This window comes from Caulobacter sp. S45, assembly GCF_009765965.1.
Taxonomy (GTDB): Bacteria; Pseudomonadota; Alphaproteobacteria; order Caulobacterales; family Caulobacteraceae; genus CAHJWH01.
In genome coordinates this window covers 350847-373847 of record NZ_LMUL01000014.1, presented here as the reverse complement: position 1 = coordinate 373847, position 23001 = coordinate 350847, and the positions used below count along the sequence as shown (strand labels likewise).

General features: G+C 61.7%; 17 protein-coding genes and 1 pseudogene. 13 read left to right on the top strand and 5 right to left on the bottom strand.

The window, feature by feature from the left end:
* Positions 1-75 precede the first annotated feature (75 nt).
* Entirely contained in the window at positions 76-1143 is a 1068-nt protein-coding gene (locus GSQ87_RS22455) for a TetR family transcriptional regulator (protein ID WP_216839155.1), read from the bottom strand.
* Between the two features lie 116 nt (positions 1144-1259).
* On the opposite strand from GSQ87_RS22455, the gene GSQ87_RS08950 reads away from it, so the two are divergent.
* The 10 genes and pseudogenes from GSQ87_RS08950 to GSQ87_RS08905 all read left to right on the top strand — a co-directional run bounded on the left by GSQ87_RS08950 (position 1260) and on the right by GSQ87_RS08905 (position 12913).
* Positions 1260-1757, top strand: coding sequence for a DUF302 domain-containing protein (locus tag GSQ87_RS08950; protein WP_158915134.1), 498 nt, complete (start codon positions 1260-1262; stop codon positions 1755-1757).
* 81 nt (positions 1758-1838) lie between these two features.
* The gene (locus GSQ87_RS08945) at positions 1839-2939 is read left to right on the top strand and encodes a zinc-binding dehydrogenase (protein ID WP_158915133.1); all 1101 of its coding nucleotides are present in this window, start codon (positions 1839-1841) and stop codon (positions 2937-2939) included.
* A 32-nt stretch (positions 2940-2971) separates the two neighbouring features.
* On the top strand, positions 2972-3265 hold the full coding sequence (locus GSQ87_RS08940) for a YciI family protein (RefSeq protein WP_158915132.1): 294 nt from the start codon (positions 2972-2974) through the stop codon (positions 3263-3265).
* A gap of 6 nt (positions 3266-3271) precedes the next feature.
* A complete protein-coding gene (locus GSQ87_RS08935) occupies positions 3272-3997 on the top strand; it encodes a hypothetical protein (RefSeq protein WP_158915131.1) in 726 nt (241 codons plus the stop codon).
* 460 nt (positions 3998-4457) lie between these two features.
* Complete coding sequence (locus GSQ87_RS08930) at positions 4458-5000, top strand: alpha/beta fold hydrolase (protein ID WP_158915130.1); 543 nt, start codon at positions 4458-4460, stop codon at positions 4998-5000.
* 287 nt (positions 5001-5287) lie between these two features.
* Positions 5288-5806, top strand: coding sequence for a hypothetical protein (locus GSQ87_RS08925; protein ID WP_158915129.1), 519 nt, complete (start codon positions 5288-5290; stop codon positions 5804-5806).
* A gap of 47 nt (positions 5807-5853) precedes the next feature.
* Positions 5854-6864: a GSCFA domain-containing protein gene (locus GSQ87_RS08920; RefSeq protein ID WP_158917488.1), complete on the top strand. Its 1011-nt coding sequence runs from the start codon at positions 5854-5856 to the stop codon at positions 6862-6864.
* Positions 6865-6997: 133 nt separating this feature from the next.
* A complete protein-coding gene (locus GSQ87_RS08915; protein ID WP_158915128.1) occupies positions 6998-7669 on the top strand; it encodes a hypothetical protein in 672 nt (223 codons plus the stop codon).
* Between the two features lie 523 nt (positions 7670-8192).
* Positions 8193-8834 (top strand): annotated as a pseudogene (locus tag GSQ87_RS08910) (IS6 family transposase).
* Between the two features lie 863 nt (positions 8835-9697).
* On the top strand, positions 9698-12913 hold the full coding sequence (locus GSQ87_RS08905) for a sialidase family protein (protein ID WP_158915127.1): 3216 nt from the start codon (positions 9698-9700) through the stop codon (positions 12911-12913).
* Positions 12914-13583: 670 nt separating this feature from the next.
* Here GSQ87_RS08905 and GSQ87_RS08900 read toward each other — a convergent pair.
* Positions 13584-14828, bottom strand: coding sequence for a hypothetical protein (locus GSQ87_RS08900; protein WP_158915126.1), 1245 nt, complete (start codon positions 14826-14828; stop codon positions 13584-13586).
* A gap of 8 nt (positions 14829-14836) precedes the next feature.
* Positions 14837-17005, bottom strand: a complete 2169-nt coding sequence (locus GSQ87_RS08895; RefSeq protein ID WP_371416692.1) for an ATP-binding protein — start codon at positions 17003-17005, stop codon at positions 14837-14839.
* Between the two features lie 471 nt (positions 17006-17476).
* Here GSQ87_RS08895 and GSQ87_RS08890 point away from each other — a divergent pair, with 471 nt between their 5' ends.
* From GSQ87_RS08890 to GSQ87_RS08880, 3 genes are all read left to right on the top strand, one after another.
* Entirely contained in the window at positions 17477-20191 is a 2715-nt protein-coding gene (locus GSQ87_RS08890) for an ATP-binding protein (protein WP_254062836.1), read from the top strand.
* A complete protein-coding gene (locus GSQ87_RS08885; protein ID WP_158915124.1) occupies positions 20181-20579 on the top strand; it encodes a response regulator transcription factor in 399 nt (132 codons plus the stop codon). Before GSQ87_RS08890 ends, GSQ87_RS08885 begins: the two co-directional genes overlap by 11 nt.
* Before the next feature lie 995 nt (positions 20580-21574).
* Positions 21575-21949: a hypothetical protein gene (locus GSQ87_RS08880; protein ID WP_254062834.1), complete on the top strand. Its 375-nt coding sequence runs from the start codon at positions 21575-21577 to the stop codon at positions 21947-21949.
* A gap of 1 nt (position 21950) precedes the next feature.
* Here the strand turns inward: GSQ87_RS08880 and GSQ87_RS08875 are convergent, their stop codons facing one another.
* Positions 21951-22313: a hypothetical protein gene (locus GSQ87_RS08875; RefSeq protein ID WP_158915123.1), complete on the bottom strand. Its 363-nt coding sequence runs from the start codon at positions 22311-22313 to the stop codon at positions 21951-21953.
* A 523-nt stretch (positions 22314-22836) separates the two neighbouring features.
* Positions 22837-22974 (bottom strand): hypothetical protein, encoded by a 138-nt coding sequence (locus tag GSQ87_RS23085; RefSeq protein WP_371416691.1) that lies wholly within the window; start codon positions 22972-22974, stop codon positions 22837-22839.
* Between the last annotated feature and the right edge of the window lie 27 nt (positions 22975-23001).

Sequence of the window (23001 nt, the reverse complement as noted above, 5' to 3'; positions counted from 1 at the left end):
CTTGCTGCCCCGATATAGGGGTATATGCATATGAAAGGGGTTGGTTCCTTCCGGGCGTACGATTTGGAGGTGGGCCTATCGCGCTTCCGGCGACGTGTTGGCCGGAAGGCTGAAGAGGGCGGGGTTGCGCGCAATGGAGATCAGGCGACCGCGCAGGTCGGCGGCCTCCGCCTGGGGCACGGTGGCGGCGAAATGCGCCTGCGCCTTCCGCCAATAGGGTGCGGCCGCCTTCTGGAGCGCGCGCCCCTTGGCCGTCAGCACGATATGGCGGCTGCGATGGTCCCGATCGCCTTGCACGAGTTCGATCAGGCCGTCCCGCTGTAGGGGGCGTAGCCCGTGGCCAAGGCCGGACCGGTCCATGACCATCGCCTCCGCGAGTTCGGTCAGGGTCGGGGCCGTCTCGCGTGGGCGGTCGATCTCCACGAGCAGGGCGTACTGGGTGATGGTCAAGCCGGTTCCCGCCAAGGCGGAATCATAAAGGGAAGATAGGCGTCGCGAGGCCTTGCGGAGCAGTGTGGCGCTGCATTTGGACGGATCCTGCGCAAATGGCGCTGGATCGGCGGAGGGTGGCGACAGATCGGTGAAGGTTTGCCTGTTCGCGAGCGTTTCCCGGCCGATACGCAAGATGCGATCCGCCAATTCCGGTTCGTCCATCGCCCGCGCCAAGATCAGCGAGCCTAGCATCGTCGCCATGGTGGCCCAGGCCTCGTCATCGGCGGCGGGTGTCGCGGGGGTGTTCGTCAGCAGGCCTCGTATCCTGGCGTGGGTCCGTCTGATCCCGGCGGTGAAGCGGGCGCGAACGGACGGGCTCTGGCGGGGGATTTCGCTGCCCAGCGCGGAGAGTGCACAGCCATCGCCGCGATGGTCGCGGTGGTCCGGCGAGAGGTATTCCGCCACGTAGTCCGCCAGACGGACGTTGTCCGCCATCCTGTCGGCAAAGGCTGTAAACGCCTGATCCACGGCCTCGGCGGCCAAGCCGTCCTTGGATCTGAACTGGCTGTAGAGGCCACCGTAACTGAGGCCCGCGGCGGCGGCCAACTCGTCCACCCCCACGCTGGCCAGGCCCCGCTCACGGAAAAGGCGCGCTGCGCTCTCGACGATCCGCCTGCGGTTGTCGGCCGCCTTCTCCTTGGAAACCCGCACTCTGACCTCACTGTGTTCGCTGTCGCCTTGACAAATATAATGGCGATCGTCACCTATGCAACGATGACGATCGCCATCAAAATGCGTATCGCGCGCGCCGACCCGAGGAGGATGCGATGATCAGCGAATACGTCGTGAAGCACTACGAGCACGTGAGCCCCAAGTCGTTCGAGGACCTAGTGACGGCCTTCGAGCAGGCGGTCGGCGACGGTGACGATGGCCGGTTCCTGAACGAGATGCAGGCGCTTTCCACGGCTGCGGAGTGGGAGGCGCTTTGCAAGATGCATTTCGGCCCGAGCGGATTTGTCCATGTGCTCAGCTTCGACCACGGTCGATGGCAAAGGCTCTACGGCATCCAGGCCAAGGCGAAGCAGTACACCTACGGCAACCCGATCCTGGCCTACAGCATGGTCAAGCACGACATCGGCGCGTGCTTCCAGGTCCCCTTCCGCGTCATGATCTATGAAACGCCCGAGGGCGAGGCGCGCATCGCCTACGACTTGCCGTCGACCTTGATGAGCCATCTGCACAACGACGCCGTCGATGCAGCCGCCCGTCCCATCGACGAGAAGGTGGTGGCTTTCTTCACCGACATGGCCGGTGCGCCCGCCTGAATCCAAAGTCACCTATCCAAGTCCCGCTGACGCGCCCGCGCCGATGGGATCGCCCCAAGCGATCGAAAGGCTGAGAAGGCTATGACCCAATTGCACGCGCCCGCCGTGCCGGCGGACTTCGAAGGCGTCGGCTACACCAAGAGCCGCGACGGCTTCCCTCTCGAAGCGGTGAAGGTTCCGGTTCCCAAGCCCGGCCCGGATCAGGTTCTGATCCACGTCGTCTGCTCCTCCCTCAACCCGCTGGAATACAAGCTCGCCCAGTTGAACTTCTTCGGCCGGTCTCCTCCGGTCGTCCTGGGGTTCGATATGGCTGGCGTGGTGGTCGCGGTCGGTGAGGGCGTGACCCGCTTCTCTGTCGGCGATGCGGTCGCCGCCATGGCGGATTCGAACGGGGATGGCGGCTGGGCCACGGGCGGGCAGGGCGGCTACGCCTTGGCGCGGGAATGCTTCACCGCCTCCAAGCCCGGCTCGCTGAGCTTCAGCGACGCCGCCGCGCTGCCCTTGTGCTTCATCGCCGCCTATCTCGGGCTGCAACCCAACATCTCCAAGGGCGACACGGTCTACATTCCCGGCGGCGGCGGGGGCGTGGGACACCTTGCAGTGCAGATGGCGGCCCGTACGCTCGGGGCCGGTCTAGTCGTCAGCAGCGCGGGCGGCCCGCAATCGCTGGCGTTGGCGCGGGCCTCCGGTGCGCACCAGGTGTTCGATTACAAGCAGGAGGATGTCGCCGCCGAGATCGATCGGTTGACAGATGGCCGCGGCGTCGACCTGGTGTTTGACGCGACCTACAGCGAGAAGGGCTTTGTAGAAACGGCGGCCATGGTGCGCGAGGGCGGGACCTGGGTGGTGCTCGGCGTCGGACCCGGCAAGACCACGCGGACCGGCGAGACCGAAAGCCCCGTCGACGCCATCCTGGCCGAACGCGGCGCGCGGCAGGTGAACGCCAACATGCTGCGCTACTTCTCCCAGCCGGAGCTGATGGACGCCGCCGCCCAGGCCTTCTTCGGCCAAGCGATGCAGGCGGCCATGGCCTGGGCGCTCGATGGCCGTGTGACGCCGCACATAGGCAAGCGGATCGATAGCGGCCCGGCCGAGATCAATGCGGAACTCGCGGCGATGGCGGCCGGACACGGCCCCGTCGGCAAGGTCGTGGTGAACGTCGACCGAGAGCGGGCCGCCTGATTTAGTCCCAAGCAAACAAGGGAGCGTTTGCAATGATCTACATGTGCGTCATGGACTATGGCGATCTGGCCGCCATAGCGCGGGTCCGGCCTGAGCATCGCGCCTACATGCACCAACTCATCGGGGAGGGGCGGGTGATCTGCGCGGGCTCCTTCGTCCCTGAGGACGATGGAGGCCTGTTCCTCTACGACGCCGCCACCCTGGAAGACGCCCAACGTCTCGTGGATGAGGACCCCTATATCCGCGCCGGTGCGATCCGCAGCTACAAGCTGCGGGCATATGAAGTCCATGGCGCCGATCCCACGCGCCTTCACGTTACCGAGTAGGGTTAGATGTCCGACCTACTTGAGCTTGTGCTCGACGCCCACGGTGGACTCGTCAATTGGCGTGAGGTGACGACGATCGACCTTAGGTTGACGTTGAGGGGGCGGCTTCTCCAGGTGAAGCAGCAACCGCAGGGTTTGCAGGGGGCTTTGGTGAAGATCGCTACCCAGCGGCCCCGGACGCTGATCTCGCCGTTCCCCCATCCGGGCGCACGCGGTCTGTTCGAGAACCGCGCTGTGGCGATCCAAACGAGTTCCGGCCAGTCGATCGCCGCTCTAGATCGGCCACGGGAGACATTCGCCGGGCACGAGCGAACGACCCCCTGGACGCAGCTCCAGCTCCTCTACTTCATTGGCTATGCTTTCTGGAATTACTTCACCACGCCTTTTCTGCTAGCCGTTAATGGTGTCTCGGTCGTTGAAATTGAACCATGGGAGGAGAACGGCGAGACGTGGCGGGTGCTGCAGGCGAATTTTCCAGAGGACTTGGACACGCATTGCGCAATCCAAAACTTCTACTTTAACGACAAGGGTCTTCTACAGCGGCATGACTATTTCACCGACGTCGGACGTGGAAGCGCCGCCCACTACGTGTTCGATCACGCGACCTTCGACGGGTTCATCTTCCCTACTCATCGGCGAGTGGTTCCGCGCGGAGACGGAAACATCGCGACGCTGAGCGCGCCATCCACATTCATGATCGACCTGGAGTCTGTAATCGTCTCTACGGGCTGAGGGAAGCATCTCGCCCATTTTCGGATTTTGGCGCACGGGCAGAAGGCGGCCATGGCGGATGCTGAGCTGCGGGTGCGGCCGACTTAGGTAGACGTTTCCGTCCACGTCATATCAAGATGGAAAACCCGTCAGACGCGGACGGCGCCTGCAGCGAACCGCGGCTCGCATCGTGTCGCATCTCGTTGCTCGGACAGGAATTTAAGGACGAGAGATCGCATTATGTCTGTCGTCCAAACCAACGTTCTTGAGATCGCCTACGAAACGGGAGGCCCCCGGCCCACGCGGAGGTGGAACGGGTCGAAATCATCTCCTGCCGACCTGCGTGAAGTGCAACACTGCACCCGGGGCGGCCCACGAGACCCTGCATGGGCGAGCCATCTTCGCGCTCGACCCATAGGCACCGGCCAATGCACGCATTATCGATCTGAACAAAGCCCCTCGCGACAACCGTGGACGGGCGGTGTTCTCTACCGATTTCACGGTGCTGCGCCCAGTCCACCCCACAGCCGATTCCACCCTGCTGTACAGCGTGAGCAATCGAGGTGAGTCGGTCGCCGACGGCTTGGACTATGCCCTCGCGATTGTGGAAAGCGCAGCCACGCTGCCAGATATCGATCCTCGACGTATCGTCGTTGTCGGTCAGTCGGCCGGCGGTTTCGGCGCGATCGCTCTGGCCGACGCGCCCCCTCCAGGTGTGTTGGGGGTTATCAGTTTTACCGGCGGCCGGAGCGGTGATGATCACGAAAATATCTGCGGCGGGGCCGCTCGGTTGATCGAGGCGACCGCGACGCTTGGAAGAGCCAATCGCGTTCCGCAGTTGTGGCTCGTCGCGGCAAACGATCACTTCTTTCCGCCGCCTTGGCGCATGCCTATCAGGCGGGGTCGGCGCCCACGATCAAGTTTGTCGACCTGCCGCCCTTCGGCGATGACGGTCACAAGACTTTCGCTCAAGAGGACGCCTCGGTCTGGGATTCCGCTGTCGGTGCTTTCCTCGCCGAAGTGACGGCCACGCCGAAGAGGCGGCCATAGAAGGGGGGCAACCTGATTGATTGATGAAGGCCGAGGGTGGCACGTATCTTCGCCTTAGGATAGCATCGCCGAGTGAGCGGGTACGTTATGGGCGACCGTTGGGTATGCATCGGGCACAGTCATGTCGCGGCTCTCGCGCGGTCGGGTGATCCCGAGCTCGATAGCATCAACTTTTGGGACACGGGTGATCCGTGGCGGTACGACGGAGGAGCGACTCACCTCCGTCACGACTTGGCTGAGCGCGTTCTGAGGGGCCGCCGCGTGCTTTCCCTGATTGGCGGGTCGGCCCATACGGTACTTGGCATGGTGGAGCATCCCCGGCCATTCGATCTAATCGTGCCATCTGCACAGGATCTGCCACTTGATGAAACAAGAGAGCTAATTCCCGCCGATGCCGTGCGGGCGAAGTTGAGTGAGATGTCTGAGCCGTATCTTGCCATGCTTCCGGCTGTCGCGCGGCTTTGCGCGACGCCATTGGTTCACATCGGGCCCCCGCCGCCTGTAGCGGCCGAGGATCGCATAGCGCCTCACGTGCCTTGGATACTGTTTCCTGGACAACCCCATGCTATTGCCCCCAAGTGGGTACGCTACAAACTCTGGCGCGTGCATTGCGAGGTTATCGCGGCAATCTGCACCCGCCTCGACATACAATATGTGCCTGCGCCTGAGCGATCTAAGGACGAGGAAGGTTTTCTCCATCCTGATTATGATCGGGATGGCGCACATGCGAATGCTTCTTATGGGGCGTTGGTGCTGGAAGAATTGCGGGGCGCCATTTGAAGCATCCGTATATAGATGCTCTTCCGCATCAACGTTGGCGATCGGCAATGACGCGGGGGAGTCCGGAGGAAATTGATCCCGTCGTCGCGCAATCGTGGCGGATATCTGCACATGACCGCATTGCAACTGCTGGAAGTTGCTTTGCGCAGCACGTCTCTCGCCGCCTCCGTGGATCGGGCTTAGATCTACTGGATGTGGAGCCGGCGCACCCAATACTTTCTGCCGAGACGGCGGACGCATATGGGTATGGCCATTTTAGCGCAAGATTTGGTGCAATTTACACTGCCAGGCAGTTATTGCAGCTTCTTCGGCGCTCATTTGGCCAATTCGTCCCCGAGGAAGACGTTTGGTTCGGAATGGAAGGCCGGTTGTTCGACCCTTTCCGGCCAACAATACAGCCTAGAGGCTATCCTACTAGACGGGAATACGACCTTGATCGGGCTGGGCATTTCCGCGCTGTCCGGAAAATGTTCGAAACTGCGACGGTCCTCATCTTCACCTTGGGGCTTACAGAATGTTGGCGCTCAAAGCTTGATGGCGCAGTCTATCCGCTGTGCCCTGGGGTCGCCGCCGGTCAATTTGACCCTGAGCGACATGAATTCCACAATCTCAGCGTATCAGATACAATAGGAGATCTGGATGCGTTTGTGACGGAACTGCGCCGAATAAATCCGGACATCCGTATAATCCTCACTGTGTCGCCGGTGCCGTTAGCCGCGACGGCTGAACGTCGTCACGTTTGGACGTCCACTACTGCCTCCAAAGCTGTTCTGCGAGTTGCCGCCGAGGAGATGACGCGAACACAAAACATCATATATTTCCCCTCGTATGAAATCATTACCTCACCTACTGCTCGGGGGCGATATCTCGAAGAAGACCTCAGAACTATATCGGCAGCGGGCGTCGACCACGTGATGCGCCTTTTCTTCAAACACATGGTGGAAGGAGCGAGCGCCTTCGCGCCACCTTCCCATACAACTACCGATCCCTTCCTGCAGCGCGCAGAGCGGGCGGTCGATGTCATTTGCGACGAGGCGCGGCTTGATCCTGCGGATTGAGTGGTCGCGGTCGCGCGCCTTGATGAAGTCGGCTCCCTGGGGCCGCTTGTCGAAATTGGACGATTAAATCATTTATACTGTTAAGGGCGCACAGATGTGGGGCTTCAAACGCAAGTCGCGGGAAAGCCGGGAAATGATCGCCGAAGACTCGCAGCTGGCGGCTGCGAGCTTTGCGGACAAGGCGCGTCTCCTAGCCCGGGCGGGTCAATTTCGTGAGGCGATCGATCTCCTCTCCGCCCAGCCTGCTGGAAGCCTTGATGCGCCAACGCTTCGCGATCTGGTGCGGTGGCGCAATGCGGCGTTCGATCCGCAGCCGGGCCGTACGATATGGCCGCCTCGTTTTTCTGATCCGTTCCCGGGTGTCAAGGAACCCCCTGAGATTTCGGCCGCCGATCTTGATGTGGAAATCCTAGGCGGCGCCATTCAGCACCACGGCTGCCTTCTCGTCCGGGCGATGATCAGCCCGGAGCAAACAGGGCAGTTGACGGAAGTGGTTAGGAAGGCGTTCGATACGGCCGAACCCATCCGGTCTGGCGCACGGCAGGCAGAAATATCCCCGTGGTATTCGCCATACTCTCTAAGCCCCGAAGACGGCATGACAGAAGCTGGGCGTGAGTTTGGGAATGCGTGCGGAGCGATCTGGACTGGAGATTCTCCGCACGCACTGTCGAACTTTATTGCCTTCCTTAAGACGCACGAGATAATCCGGCTGATCGAGGATTATCTTGGGGAACGTGCCTTTCTCTCGCTCGGCAAGGCTACCCTCAGGATCGTGCCGCCGACTACCGGCACGAATTGGCACTAAGATGGGGCGTTCCTGGGCCCGGACATTAGAACAGTGAACGTTTGGCTGACATTGTCCGACTGCGGCGAAGATGCGCCTGGATTGGACATTTTCCCTCGACGCCTAGATCATCTAGTCGAAACGGGAACGAAGGGGGCTGTGGCCTGGTGGACCGTCGGTGAAGGGTTACTCGAGGAAATGACCCAGACGGTTCCTATGTTACGCCGCTGTTCAAGGCTGGCGATGCGATGCTGTTTGATCAACTCTTCCTGCATCGTACTGGCGTACGCCCGGGGATGACCCGAGAGCGTTTGGCTATTGAATCATGGTTTTTTTCCGGTTTCACATTCCAGATTAAGCAAATTCCTTTCGTGATATAAGAATTTAACCGGCAATTTCAAAGCAAACGGGCTTCTATCAGCTCAAATGTATCTTGCGGTGAGCGCGGCCGGGGGCAGGGAAGGGGCATGCCGCGCCGAAAACCCCCCGCCCAGCCCGTTTCGCTGGTTCGACTCATCGCCGGAAGTGATCCCGGCTGGTGGTAATGCTTTACGTCAAATACCCGCTGTCGCTCCGCAAAGTGGAGGATCTTCTGCACGAGCGGGAGATCGACATCTGCCATGAGACAGTGAGGCTGTAGTGGACCCGCTTTGGTCCGACGTTCGCCTCGGAGATCCGTAAGAAGCGGGTCGGGGCGATGCGCCAGCACACCCATTAGCGCTGGCGCCTGGATGAGGTCTATGTCCGCATCAACGGTGAAATGCGCTACCTCTGGCGAGCCGTCGATCATGAGGGCGAGGTGCTGGAATCCTTTGTCACCAAGGAGCGGGAAAAGGCTGCGGCGCCGAAATTTATCAGGAAGGCGATGAAGCGGCACGGCTGCGCCAAGACCATCACCACCGATGGATTGCGCTCCTACCGGGCCCCATAAAGGAACTGAACATCGCTGATCGCCAGGAGATAGGCCGGCGGGCCAACAACAGGGCGGAGAACTCCCACCAGCCGTTTCGACGAAGAGAGCGGGCGATGCTGAGGTTTCGGAGGATAAAGACACTCCAGTAGTTCGCCTCGGTCCATGCATCCCTTCCACAACCACTTCAACCAGGAGCGCCACCTTATCAGCCGCACAACCTACAAAGACCGACGCTCGGCCGCCCTGGCCGAGTGGCGGCAGGTCGTGGGGTAGAGCTGGCTCGGGTTTGGGCGAGCGACGTCCAAGTGGAGACAAGTTCGCGTTGGACTGACAGCACCCTCCGACGTCATGCCGCGGTTCAGGCGACAACGGCGCGCTCAAGCGGATCGGGTTCGAGCCGGGGGCTGCTGCTCGGCGAACCGTGGGGCGCTCCAACCTTGATCGTCAGCCTAACCGGACGAGGCGCGCTGGAAGGCAGTCCAGCTGTATCTACCAGTAGATACAAAAAATATGCGTATATTAAAGGTTATGAAGCTGACGGTTTCTCGACGCAGTGCTGACATGTCATGCGGGTTAAATTGCATAACGCTCTGGTTGTGTCTGTTGAAAATCCAATCGCCCGTCTAGTGGAGGTAAGTCGCGCTCAAGCCTTCCACGTTAGCGGGGCTGAGGCCCGCACCACATTACAAGTCGCCCTGTTTGTGGGGTTTTCCCATCCTGAATCGATTTGAGTGACCGAGGAATCGTTTCGAATGACGGCCGACAAATCGGTGTTGGATGTCATAGGGACCGATTCTGGCTGAGCCGCTAACCGATTGTTTTTTCAGGCAAGAAATTTAAACGATCAAACTCAAGATCGATTCAAATACCATTTGATTCGACTCGATCATGGCTTTCCGTCACCGCCATCGATTCGGTGCGATGCCAATGTCGCCTTTCCGGAGTGGGACTGATATCCACAGTGGCCGCTGTTTCGCATTTCGCCGACCCCACCCTGATCGTCTGGAGTGTCCGAACTCCTCGCTGGGAGTTCATTCGTTGCGCTTTGCTATTCACGGTCCGCGGCGCGCTCAGATTTCGTGTAGCTATGGTTAGATGCCAAAGCCCTGGGTTTCCAAGCTACGGACGTGGAAGACATGCGCACTCTGACATTTCTGCTCATCACCGCGAGCTTGGCCTGCACCACTCGTCTGGCGGCGCAGCCTGCGCCCTCGATCACCGGGGCCGGCGGGCCGGCGATGGCGACCGTCGCCCGTGAGATGACGTGGCGAATGATCGGCCCCTTCCGCGGCGGCCGAACTCGCGCGGTGACCGGTGTCGCGACGCAGCCGAACGTCTTCTACATCGGCGCCGTCAACGGCGGCGTTTGGAAAACCGAGGATGCGGGGAACACCTGGCATTCGGTCTTCGACGACCAGCCCACCCAGTCCATCGGCTCGATCGCGGTGGCGCCGTCGGATCCGAACATCGTCTATGTCGGTAGCGGCGAGGGACAGCATCGGCCCGACCTGTCCATAGGCGACGGCATCTACAAAACCACCGACGCGGGCAAGACCTGGACGCATCTTGGGTTGCGCGATGGACAGCAGATCCCCGACCTGGCGGTCGATCCAAACAATCCAAATCGCGTTTTCGCCGCCGTGCTCGGCCATCCCTACGGCCCCAATGCCGAGCGGGGCGTGTATCGCTCACTCGATGGCGGCAAGACCTGGGAACGGGTGTTGTTCAAGGATGAGGACACCGGCGCCTATTCGATCGCGATCGATCCCAGCCAGCCGCAGACCGTCTACGCCAGCCTGTGGGAGGATCGGCATGGCCCGTGGGAAGACAGGAACGCGTATCAAGGGCTCAACGGCGGCCTGTTCAAGTCCACCGACGGCGGCGCCACTTGGCGCAAATTGACGAACGGTCTTCCGGAGAACACCGCGCAGCTCATCGTCACCGTCAGCAGCGCCAACCCGAAGCGGCTCTTCGCGACGGTGTCGACCCGCTCCGACACCGGCGGAAAGGGCGCTTCAGGCAGTGGACTCTACCGGTCAGATGACGCGGGAGAGAGCTGGTCGCGCATTACCGACGATCCCCGACCGCTGCCGAGCATTGCGGACAATGATCTGCCGACAATGCGTCCACATCCGACCAATCCCGACATCGTCTACATGTCCGGTATCATGGCCATGAAGTCCGTCGATGGCGGCAAAACCTGGGGGCCAGTGCGCGGCGCGCCGGGTGGTGACGATTATCAGAACGTCTGGATCAATCCGGTCAATCCGGACATCATCATCTACGGCGTCGATCAGGGCGCCACCATCACGCTGAATGGCGGCAAGACGTGGAGCACCTGGTTCAACCAGTCCACCGGCCAACTCTATCACGTCACTACCACGACCAACACCTTCCCGTACCGCGTCTGCGGCGGCTATCAGGACAGCGGCTCGGTCTGCATCTCGAGCCGCGGCAACGATGGCGCCGTGACGGTGCGCGACTGGCATCCGGTCGGCGCCAGCGAATATGCCCAGGTGGCGCCGGACCCGCTGGATCCGGACGTGATCTATGGCGCGGGCCGCTCGCAGGTCTCGCGGTTCCACTGGTCCACGGGCCTGGTCGAGAACGTCACGCCCGTTCCCATCCTCACGGGGGCGGATCGTGTGGATCGTACCCAGCCGATCATGTTCGCGTCCTCCGATCCGCACGCGCTCTATTACGCCACCAGCAGGGTCTATCGTACCCGCGACGGCGGTACGAACTGGGAGGTCGTCAGCCCGGACCTGACCCGCGAGAAGCCGGGACTCCCCGCCAGCGTCGGCGCGATGCACGGCCCCGGCATGGAGAACCAGCGTGGCGTCATCTATTCGCTCGGCGTCTCGCCGCGCGACAGCAACATCTTGTGGGCCGGCACGGATGACGGCTTGGTGTGGACGAGCCGCGACGGCGGCAAGGCGTGGGCCAACGTCACCCCGCCAACGATGACGGCGTGGAGCAAAGTCACCCAGATCGACGCCTCGCATTTCGACGGAAACACTGCCTACATCTCGGTCAGCCGGATGCGCGTAGATGATCAGCGCCCCTATGTGTTCCGCACACGCGACGGCGGAAAGACCTGGGCCTCCATCGTCACGGGCCTTCCCGACAACGCCGCCGTCAACGCGGTGCGCGAAGATACGAAGCAGCCAGGATTGCTGTTCGCGGCCACCGAAAAGGCCGTGTGGGTCTCGCGCAATGACGGCGCCAGCTGGGATTCGCTCCAGCTCAACCTACCGCACACCTCCATGCGCGACCTTACGATCCAGGACGACGATCTCGTCGTCGGCACGCATGGCCGGTCCATCTGGATTCTCGACGATATCTCGCCGCTACGTCAGATGAAGGCCGCCACCACCAACAAGGCGACGTTGCTGAAGCCGTCGGCGGCCTATCGCGTGGCCCGCAGCACCTGGACCGACTCGCCGATGCCGCCGGATGAACCGAACGGCCAGAACCCTCCCGCGGGCGCGATGATCGACTATTACCTGCCACAGGACGCAAAGGGACTGGTCACGCTCGAAATCCTGGACGGCCAGGGCAAGCTGGTGCGCCGCTACCGGGGCGATGATCCCGCGGAGATAACCGAGGCGGAGATCAAGCAGGGGTTGGTCCCGCCATACTGGATAGCCCCACACCGGAGCCTGTCGGGAAAGAGCGGCATGCATCGGTGGCTATGGGACATGCACTATACCGCGCCGATGGGCGCCCGGCGGGGCTTCCCGATCTCGGCTGTGCCCAATGCGACGCCGCGTCTGCCCCAGGGCCCGATGGCGATCCCCGGCGATTACACCGTGCGCCTCATCGTTGACGGCAAGACGCTGGAACAGCCGCTGACGTTGCGGGCCGACCCGCGTGTTAGGGCCACCGCCGAAGCGCTGCGACAACAGCTCGACCTCGGCCTCACCATCAGCGACCTGTTGGCCCGATCTTCGTCGATGCTGACCCAAGCCCAGTCGCAACGGGGCCAGTTGAAGGGCGCGAGCGCCAATGATCCGGCCATCAGCCGCCTCGACACCGCGCTCAAGGGCGTCTTGGAAGGAGAGGCGAGCAGCAACCGCGATGGGGTGGCCCGGACGCAGCGTAACCTCGACCAGCTTTATACGCAGGTGACGGGTGGCGCGGCCGCGCCGACCACCGCCCAACTGACCGCCGTGCACGCCGCCGGCGAACAGATCGTGCGGTTGGAGGGCGAGTGGAAGCAGGCGCAGACGAATGTGCCTGAGGTCGACCAGAGCCTGCGAAAGGCGGGCCTCGCCATGTTGCACCCCGGCGCGGCGCCGGCGACCACTCCCGGTGACCAGGACGATGACGACGATCCGGACGACCTCTAAAGAAACCAGGCCTGCCCGGAGGCCGCTGGCGAACTTCGCCTTTCCAGGCCGCGGCCAACGTCTGCAATCCGGCAAGCCGCATGTCGGTAATGGCGCTTAGTAGCCGCCAGCGACCCAAAGGATACCGGCGCGACCTAGTTCTTCCGCCAACGCGCCTTCTAGCTCTAGTGCCTCCCAGCGTCGCAACGGGTTAAGGTGGCCCACCAAGTCGGGCAGTAGGCGCACGCCGAAGCGATTGACCTCGCGGCTGGCGTGGCTCCGGAAACTCGCCCTCCGCCACGTCCGCTATGCGGCTGTAGTGGCGAGTCCGGTTGACCCCCGGCTTCGGACATTAGGCCGGAGCTTGGGGCCTCTCTTCAGGCCCACTGGATGTCGTCTTTCTGGCAGAAGGCTGATGGGGGCTAGCGTCCCCTCCGGAAGCAGCGCTGCGGGGGCAACGCCAAGCGCTTCGGCTGCCCTCACCAAGATCGAAGTGGATATGCGGTTGGATACTTGTTCCTATTTTTAAATCTGTTGAAAAACGATCCCAAGCTTTTCTCCCAAGAACGTCTGGGATATGGCGCCGCGTTTCCGTATCTGGCCAGATGGAGCGCATCTGGTCATTCGTCTTCGGCGGTTCAACGCTGGCGATCTGGGTTTTGAAAGCGACCAGTTTCGTTGGTTCCCCCCGTCATGAGGACTGGGTGCGGACAGTCGCGTGGGTGAATCCCGCCGCGCCGGCTATGGGCAATAGCAGCGTGGTCGTGAGGCTAGCGGCGATCAGCGTACCCATACCGCCTTTGAAGGTGCGGCTGACCGCTAGGAGCCAGCTAGCTTCATCGTCTCGAGACGTCCCCGGGCCGTTGGATTGGAACACGAAGCCGGCGAGGCCCAGCTCCTGCCCATGAAACGCCCGCAGCGAATTTTTATCCACGCGCGCGAACACCGAACGGCAGAACGGCTTAAGGAGAGCGACATCTTCTTTGAGGTGGTCCACCGGTACGCCAGGGTCCAGGTCGGCAATTTCCCAGATTACCGATCTCGTCATTTCAGCTCGACGTTGCGCCGCTTCCCCTAGCAGCCGAGCGCGGGCGCGCGTGTTTGAGAGCGTCAGGTACGACATGGCCAATATCAACGACGGCCGCTCTACGCTGCTTTGCCCATCGCCTAAGCGCGCCAGGGCTCGACGTAGCGCCGCCAAGTCACCTTCCTGAACATCGCGGGGCAGAAGTTCGCTGCGTGCGCTCGGCGGCAGAGGATTTGTACTGTGCTCGAACGTGATCTTTGGCTCGACGCGATGTCCCGCCACCGCGCCCCGCGCCAAGTCGATGATCGGTTCTACGGAGACGGAGAATCGCAGGCGGCGACCTTGCAGCGTCGTTAGCGACCCTCCCGTCTGTGGATGTGGGGGCGCGCCCCTATCTGTGTGGGCGCCTATGAGGCCGGACGATTCATGTTCACGTTCACGTTTGTCGCCGCTCGCAAGCGCCTGCGAGAGGTCGTCACCCGAGAGGGCTCGGCATTGGAGACGCCCGCCATCGAAGCCTGTGGCGACCATGACATCGATATCATGCGTCTCGAGCGCACCCAGAAAGTGGGTCAGAAGATCTTTCAGCACCCGCACAGCCAGCACCCGGGCCACATTCGACCCCAGGGCCGGGGTCAAGATCAGGAAGGCGTCGTCGGTCAGTCGCGACACCAAGCCTTGCTCGCCGAGCCGTCTGCGGATCTGGCTTTCGGCCATTTCCCAAATGGTCGCCTTGCGCTCTCCCCAGCGCGGCCCGAGCGCCTCGCGCACGGCGCGTAGGGAGACGACATGAGCCTTGCCGTCGCCAAGAGCGCCGGCGGTTTGCAGGTCTTGAAGAATCCGGACGTTCTCGACGTCGTCGACGAGGGGAGCCGCATCGTTCGAACCTGTGGCGAGTTCCGCGAGCATGGGAACCTCTAAGCCGCCATCTTACTGCTGCCTGGGGTAGGCGTTTCGGCGCTACCGAGGGCGGCGAACAAGCGCTCGGCGGTGACTGGCTTGGCGACGTGACCATCTGCGCCGGCGGCCCGGCTTGCTTCGATATCTACGGGCGAGGCGTTGGCGGAAACCATGATAATCGGCGTCCTGGTCAATCCACGTTCGCTCTCTTCCGCACGGATCGCGGCTGTCGCCGACAGGCCGTCCAGCACCGGCATCTGGATGTCCATCAGGATGGCGTCGAAGAGGCCGGTCCGCCATTGCGTTACGGCCTCTTCGCCATTGTCCGCCAGCACCGTGCAGATCTCCGCCGCCTCCAGCATCAAAGCCAGGACCCGCTGATTGGTTGGACTGTCATCCACGATCAGAATGTGGGTGCTTTCCGGTTGAATCTGCACGTTTGGCGGAGCGTGCTCGGCGGGGCCGCATTCGCGAAGCGGCAGCGTCAAGGTGAAGACCGACCCGGCTCCCGCTGTACTCTCGCAGACGAGATCCCCGCCCATGCGGAGCGCCAGGTCGCGAGCGATAGAGAGCCCCAGGCCGCTTCCGCCGAACCGGCGCGTGATCGATCCGTCAGCCTGCTCGAAACGTGAGAAAATCCGGTGTCCAAATTCCGGATCGAAGCCGATGCCGGTGTCGGCCACCCGGAAGATCGCCGAAGCGCCATCGTGATCAAGGCTGATGTCGATAGAGCCATGCTCGGTGAACTTGACAGCGTTGGATAGGAGATTGCCGAGGATCTGCTTGATCCTAACCTCATCGCCACGGACGCGGTCCGCCATCTTCGCCGGAAGGCGAAGGCTCAAGCTGACGCCCTTTTCAACGGCTCGGGGCGTGAAGAGTCCGACGATGGCTTTGAGAGCGACAGTCAGGTCGAGTGGCGCTTCGGTGATCTCGACGACTCCCGCCTCCAATGTCGCCCCCTCGAGCAGGTCGCGCAGCACCCGGTCGAGCGTCGCCCCGGAGGCCTGGATGATGGAGACCAACTCGGTCTGTCGCGGCGTCAAGGCTTCCCGAGCCAGCAGGTCGGCGACTCCGAGCACGCCGTTCATTGGCGTGCGAATCTCGTGACTCATATTGGCCAGGAACTCGCTCTTGGCGCGGACGGCGGCTTCGGCGAGGTCTCGCGATGCTGTGAGATCATCCGCCTGCTGCTTAAGCGTGGTGACGTCCGAGACGACCGTGACCAGGCCGCCATCGTCGGTGCGATTGCTTTCGAAGCAGAGGAAGCGCCCATCGGACATGCGTTGGTAACGGGTGTTCGCCGCCCCTGCGCGGGCCGCCATCAGGTCGGCCAGCCACTCGGCCTCGCGATTGACCGCCTCCGGCACGCTACGCAGTTCCAGCGCGCGCTGCAGAATCTCCCGGTAGAGGAGACCCCGCGCGGGTTTGACGCCGTCGGCGCCCAAGCCAATGCGATAAGCTTCGTTTCCAAGGATGAAGCGATCGTCGGCGTCGAAATAGGCCACGCCGTGGGGGACGGCATCGATCACCGAGTGCAAAAGCTTCAACGAAGACCTGTGAGTGTGTTGATCGACCCAGGCGGTGAGGAGAGCCGATAGCAGGATCAGGGCCGCCAGGGCGCTCACCCAGATCGCCATCGTGGCGTGCGGCAGTTGCGCCTTAGGTATCGCGATGGTGGGGTCGGCGGTGAGGGTGACGGCGGCCATGCCGGTGAAATGCAGACTGCAGATCGCAACCGTCAGGCAGAGAGAGGCTAAAATGAACCCTATAAACGTCGACCATCTCAATTGGACGTACAAGGCCGCGGACGAAAGTATTCCGCCCAACAACACAGATGCGACGACATAGGGGATATTCCAAGACATCCGTCCGGGGATGTCCATCGTCATCATGCCGATGTAGTGCATGGCCCCGATGCTTGAGCCGAATAAGAGGCCCCACGCCACCAGGTTCCAGGGTCGCTTCAATCCCGCGGTCCACAGGGTGTTCAGCATCATGCCCGCGACGGCGACCGCCAGCGACGCGAGGGTCCCCGTCAGGTTATACCCGGTGGCGACGCCAGCATCGAAAGCAAGCATGGCGATGAAATGGGTCGCCCACGCGCCCGCCCCGACGATTGCGCCGGCCGCGCCCAGCCAGAACAGTCGCGATTGATGGTGTGAAGCTGCGCCGATGGCCTTCATCCGAAAGGCCGTGGCCGTCGCAACCAGGCACACCGCGCCGGCTAAGCCGACTAGGCGCAGGTCGTGTGCATGAACGACGCAATAGAGCGACTTGAGCATTCCAAGACGCCTCCTTTTTTCTTTATTTCAGACTTGATATAATTTGATACTAACGGCTGTTTGGCGGCACAACGCAATCTGAAAGCGAGTCCCGGTTCGCTGTCTGGCGATCCGTGGGCTCCGGCCGGTCTGGCGAGGCCACCGCTTGTGGCGATTGAAGGGAGAGATTTTTAGCCAGCGCGCAGATGAATAATGCGCCCCAGATGATAGATTTAAGAATCGGATAGAGCGAACGCGCCCAGTATTATCCTACGCGTAGTGGGCTTCGATTTGCAAAATCATTTCCAATGCTCAATATTATGAGTCAAAAATTGACGAAGTTATTTATTAACCTCCTGGGCTGAAGCTCTGCGAGCAAGGCGTGGAGCGCGTATGATGTTCCGAATATTTCTCTGCATCGCAACGCAACATAACTGGTGGCTGGTCGCCGTTGCGGCGATGGTCTGCGCTCCAGCGTCGCTGGCCACCCTGTATCTCTACTCAAAAGTTCCGCCGTTTCCGGCATGGCGGCGCTGGGCGTGGCTCTCCATGACGGGCTTGGTTGCGGGCTCAGGGATCTGGACCACGCACTTCGTCGCCATGCTGGCGTTTAAAACCGGCCTTCCGACGGGATACGCCGCCTTCTCGACGATAGGGTCGCTCTGTATCGCCGTGCTTGGGACAACCGGGGGCTTCGCCGTCAGCTCAGCGGGCGCGGGAAGGGAGCGCACGCCCGTCCTCACGCTTACAGGCGGCGCGATTGTCGGTCTTGGCATGACCCTTATGCACCATGTCGGCATGAGCGGCTATCGAACCGCCGGCTTCCTGCAATGGGACTTATCCTACGTCCTCGCCAGCCTCCTGCTGGGGACGGGGCTGTCGGCGGCCGCTCTTCTGGTGGTCGATTGGGGCAGGGGCTTCTGGCGCTTGCTCGGCGGGGCCGGCCTGTTCTTTCTGGCGATCGTCGCCATGCATTTTACGAGCATGGCTGCGATGACGATTATCCCTGACCGCCACATCGGCGTTCCGAGTTCGCTGATATCGGATTCTGTCATGGTCACCCTCGCCGTCGCGGTGACGGCTGTGATCCTCATCACCGCCATCGGCGGCGTCGCGTTCGACACAGCCAGCCGCAACGGCAACCTGCGGCGTTTGCGAGAGGCCCTGGACGTGATGCCGGAAGGCCTCGCCTTCTACGACGCGTCCGATCGGCTGCTGGCCTGGAACACGCAGTATGCGGATCTATGCCGCCCCTGCGGCGTGACCCTCTTTCTGGGCATGCCATATAGCGACCTGCTCGATTCGAGTATCGTTCACGGCGCCTACGCCGGAATGGCCGGGCGGGAAACGGAGTGGTTGGCGGAGCGTCGCGAGGCGCGCTGGGGCTCCGCGCCAAGCTTGATCCAGGAGATGACGGGAGGGCGATGGCTGCGGATCACCGAGCGTCGAACCGGCGACGGGGGCACCGTATCGGTGAGCGTCGACATCACCGACCTGAAGCGCGCTGAAGCCGCCATCGGAGACGCGAGGGACAAGGCTGAGGAACACGCCCGTCGGGCCGAATTCGCCGAAGCCTTGGCCGGACTTGGGCATTGGCGGGTCGATGCGCGGTCCCGCGAGATCGAATGGTCTGGCCAGATGTACGCCATCTACGGACTTCCGATCGATACGCACCTGGACCTTTCTGTAATCATGGCGATGGCGCATCCCGAGGATGGGGAGGCGGCGAGGGCCCGCATAGCCGGCCAGCTCGAACGGGGTGGGTCCGAGGAACATTTCATCACGCGGATCGTGCGCGCCGATGACGAGATCCGCTTCCTTTCGGGCAACTCCCGCGTTGAGATGGGGCCCGATGGCGAGATCGTCGCGGTCATGGGCACGATCGTGGACGTCACCGAGCAGAGGCTTCTTGAGGATCAACTGCGGTTGGCCCAGGCCGAGGCGGAAGCGGCCGCAGCCGTGAAAGGCGAATTTCTCGCCAATATGAGCCATGAGCTTCGCACGCCGCTCACCAGCATCATCGGCTTTACCGGATTGGCGGCGGAGCAGCCCGATCTAACCGAGTTGACGCGCACTTATGTGGAGCGGGTCGGCGAGGCCAGTCGAGCCCTGTTATGCACGGTCAACGATATTCTCGACTTTTCCAAGCTCGAGGCCGGTCAGGTAAGCTTCGAACCACAGCCTGTGTCCGTGTCGAAGTTGGCTCGAGCGACTCTTGACCTGTTTACACCGCAAGCGGGCGCGAAAGATCTGAATCTGAGCCTGGATATAGATCCGGTTACTGACGAGGCTGTAGTGGCCGTCGACCCGGATCGCATTCGCCAAATCCTTCTCAATTTGGTGAGCAACGCTGTGAAGTTCACATCCGAGGGAGGCGTGACGCTGCGGGTCCGCTACGATCCAACAGCTTTGAACCTAAGCGTCGATGTCGTCGATACGGGCGCCGGTATCTCGCCTGACAAACAGGAGCGCCTCTTCAAACGGTTCTCGCAGATCGATGGGTCGCTGACGCGCGTCCAGGGCGGTACGGGCCTGGGTCTGGCGATCTGCAAAGGGCTGGTCGAGGCGATGGGCGGCGAGATCGGTGTGGAGAGTCGCCCTGGCGAGGGGAGCCGCTTCTGGTTTTCCATTTCCGCGACTGTCGCCATCCTATCGGATACCGGGGTGGTGGACGCAGCCATCGATCGTTTGGCGTTCGAAGGGGTCCGGGTGCTTGTCGCCGATGATCATGCGACCAACCGCGAACTGGTCCGGCTGTTCCTCGCGGGGGTCGGAGCGGACATCACCGAAGCTGGCGATGGCGAGGAGGCCGCTCGCCTGGCGGGGGAGTGGCCGTTCGACGTCATCTTGCTGGACTTGCGCATGCCCGTCCTTGATGGCTTCGGAGCCTTGCAGCGCATACGGAGTTCCGAGGGTCCGAATGACGCTACCCCCATCCTCGCATTCACTGCGGACGCCGATGCGCAGACGCCGGGACGTCTAGAAGCGATGGGCTTCCAGGACGTCGTCTCCAAACCGCTGGAACCGGGCGCGCTCATCCAGGCGATCGCCCGGGCGACAGCGTGGGTCCCCGATATTCAGGCGCGGGAGTTGTCGGATGTCGCCTAAATTTCGTGTGGTGGTCGCCGAGGATGACGCCAGTATTCGCGATCTTATCCGATCCATTCTGGAGATGTCGGGATACGAAGTGCATACCGCCAAGACCGGCTTCGAAGCCGTTCAGAAGGTCGATATGCTGCGCCCGAATGCCGTGATCCTCGACATCAACATGCCTGAGCTGGACGGTTTTGGCGTTCTCGAAGCGCTCAAGGTCCGTCCGCAAGCGACCCGTACGCCCGTGCTCATGCTAACCGCCCGTCACGCAGGAGAGGATGTGCGCCGGGCGGTCGGCCTGGGCGCCAAGGACTACCTGACCAAACCCTTCAGCCAAGGCCAGTTGTTGGCGCGGGTGGCGAGATTGTTGCGTGCTCCCGTAGCGGCGCCATCAAGCCTTTAGCAGGCTCTGAGAGGTGAAATATACCTTGCGGTAAGGATGCGCCGAAGTAGGGGAAGTTACGTGCCCGTAAGAAGGCCCCGCCTGGCCCGTTCCGCTGGTTCGACAGCTCGCGGGAGGTGATCCGTCTGGTGACTGATGTACGTCAAATAACCCTTTTTTAGGGCAGATGGATCAAAATTGCAGGGCCCGTCGGTTGCGTCCCTCCTTGTTCTGCAACAGAATGTGATGAGGATCGCCTCCGAACAGGAAGCAAGCGGGGGCGGAGCCAGGCCCGGAACATTTGCGCTGACAATGCCGGCCGGACAGATGACCGCAACCCGACAGATTGAAAAAGCAACCCACCTTCACTGTTGCAGAGCAGGCCGTCCACAGATGACAGTACCCTCAGAAGCTGACGGTCGCCCGCCCCTGCGCCAGCCAATCGCCATCCCGGGTGCGCAGGCCAGCGGAGAGGACGCGGGCGACGTCGGCCGAGGCGCTGAAATGGGAGCTCAGCTGGTAGTCGGTCCCGACGCCGAGGGAGGAGGGGTGGATATAGGTCTGATGGCTCTGTCAGCGCAAATTCACACATGTCGATTATGAAGGGGTCGCCCAGCGGTCCGACCTCGCCAACGCCTTATGGTGTCCATGTTTTCTGCCCAAACCAAGCCCCGTAACTAAAGAGCGGGCCGCCAGAGGCTACGGAATTTCCAGTTTGGGCTGACAATGCCTTTGGCGGCCTTCTTGGCCTTGGGTCCGGGCTTGCCTTTTGCTGCGGTCTTCGCCGGGGCCTTGGTCGCGACTGGCGCTGGCGCCATCACGTGGGTCGATCAGGGCCATCGTCGAGAACAAGCGGCTCAGCGAGGCGCTGGAGATGTGTCGGGCCATGCAAGCCGAGCTGCCCCCCACAAACTTCGAAGCCGGGAGGCGCCGGCGCGAACGGCGCAGGCGGAGCATATGTTCAATGTTTGACGCCGGACAGCTCTGACGTAGGCTCAGCTTGAAGGAGCTTTCCCGTGGCGCTTTGGAACTTGTTCAAGAAAAAGCGCGAGGAGCGCCTAAACCCTGAGAGCCGCTGGGTGCTTTCTCTTCGGGACGGCGCAGTTGAATTGACTGCTCCGGAGGTCGAATCCCGGCGCGTCCAGCTCAGCGAACTGACCGGGGTCGCGGTAGAAACCAACGACACTGGGCCTTGGGGAGCCGACGTTTGGTGGCTCCTATTCGGCAAAGACGACAAGGTGGCCCTCGCGTTTCCGCAAGGCTCGACAGGCGAAAAGGACGTCGTGGACGCCTTGATGGCGCTTCCCGGATGCGATCACCAAGCCATGATCAATGCGATGACCTGCACCTCCAACCAAGTCTTCCCAATCTGGCGGGCTCCGGGCCTGTAACCTAAGCTTTTCGTAGCGCCCGCAGGGAGCGCCCTAAGTTCTCCCGCGCCTTGGCCTCGAACTGCTCGTAGCCCCACTCAGACATGTAGAGGCGGTCCCGGCTTAGAAAGCGCTCGAGTATTGCGGCTCGACCCTGCCTGAACGCGTCCTCTGGGACGTGCCGGTATTCGTGGCGACCCCCCGCCTCGTAGGCGTCAAACACCTCGTCGTTACTGCCCAAAACCGAGAGATCCATGTCGAGGAAGATGCGACAGTCCTCGGCCTCGTCCGCCGATGAATTTTCCGGGACTAGATGGCGCTCTGTCGCCTCGATCAGTTGTATCGCTCGCCCAACCGTGGGGTCCGGGACCACACCGCAGATCATTTGGCACTGTCAAACCAAACTACCGGAAGCCGCTGTTCACGCCTTTTTAGGGTGGATGGATCAGAATTGCAGGGTCCGTCGCCCGCATACCCCCTTGTTCTGCAACGGAATGCGATGATGGCTGCCTCCAAACAGGAATCAGCCGAGGCGGAGCTAGACCCGGAACATTTGCGCTGACAATGCCTATCCGGCGCCTATGGTCATTCCCGGGCTCGCGAATAGATTCTCGGCGGGGTCACCCGTGATTTGCTCGCGGGGTCGTCGATACCCCTACTTCTGTCGCATTGAGGAGGCGGGCTTTGTCAGAATAGCCGATTGGTAGGGGAGAGCGGCTAGAGGGGGTGGCCATGAACCCGTACCCGTTCCGCTACTTCAACAGCTCGCCGGAGGTGATCCGATTGGTTGTGATGATGCACATCAAGTACTCGCTGTCGCTGCGTAACGTCGAGACCTGATAGCCGATTTTCCTAGTCTAAGGTGCAACGAAGCGTAGCAGAGGTATTATTAATTTGATCGGAACAATTTAGTATTTATAAAAAATAATCTCTAATTTAGGGATGGCGAGCACCGTTAAGGCTTTTCCCAGCTGAATGCCTTCCTTTCCTCGCTCTAATTCTGAAATAAATCTCACTCCCACTCCCGATTTCACGGCTAATTGAATCTGTGTCAGCTTCTACACGATGCGTTC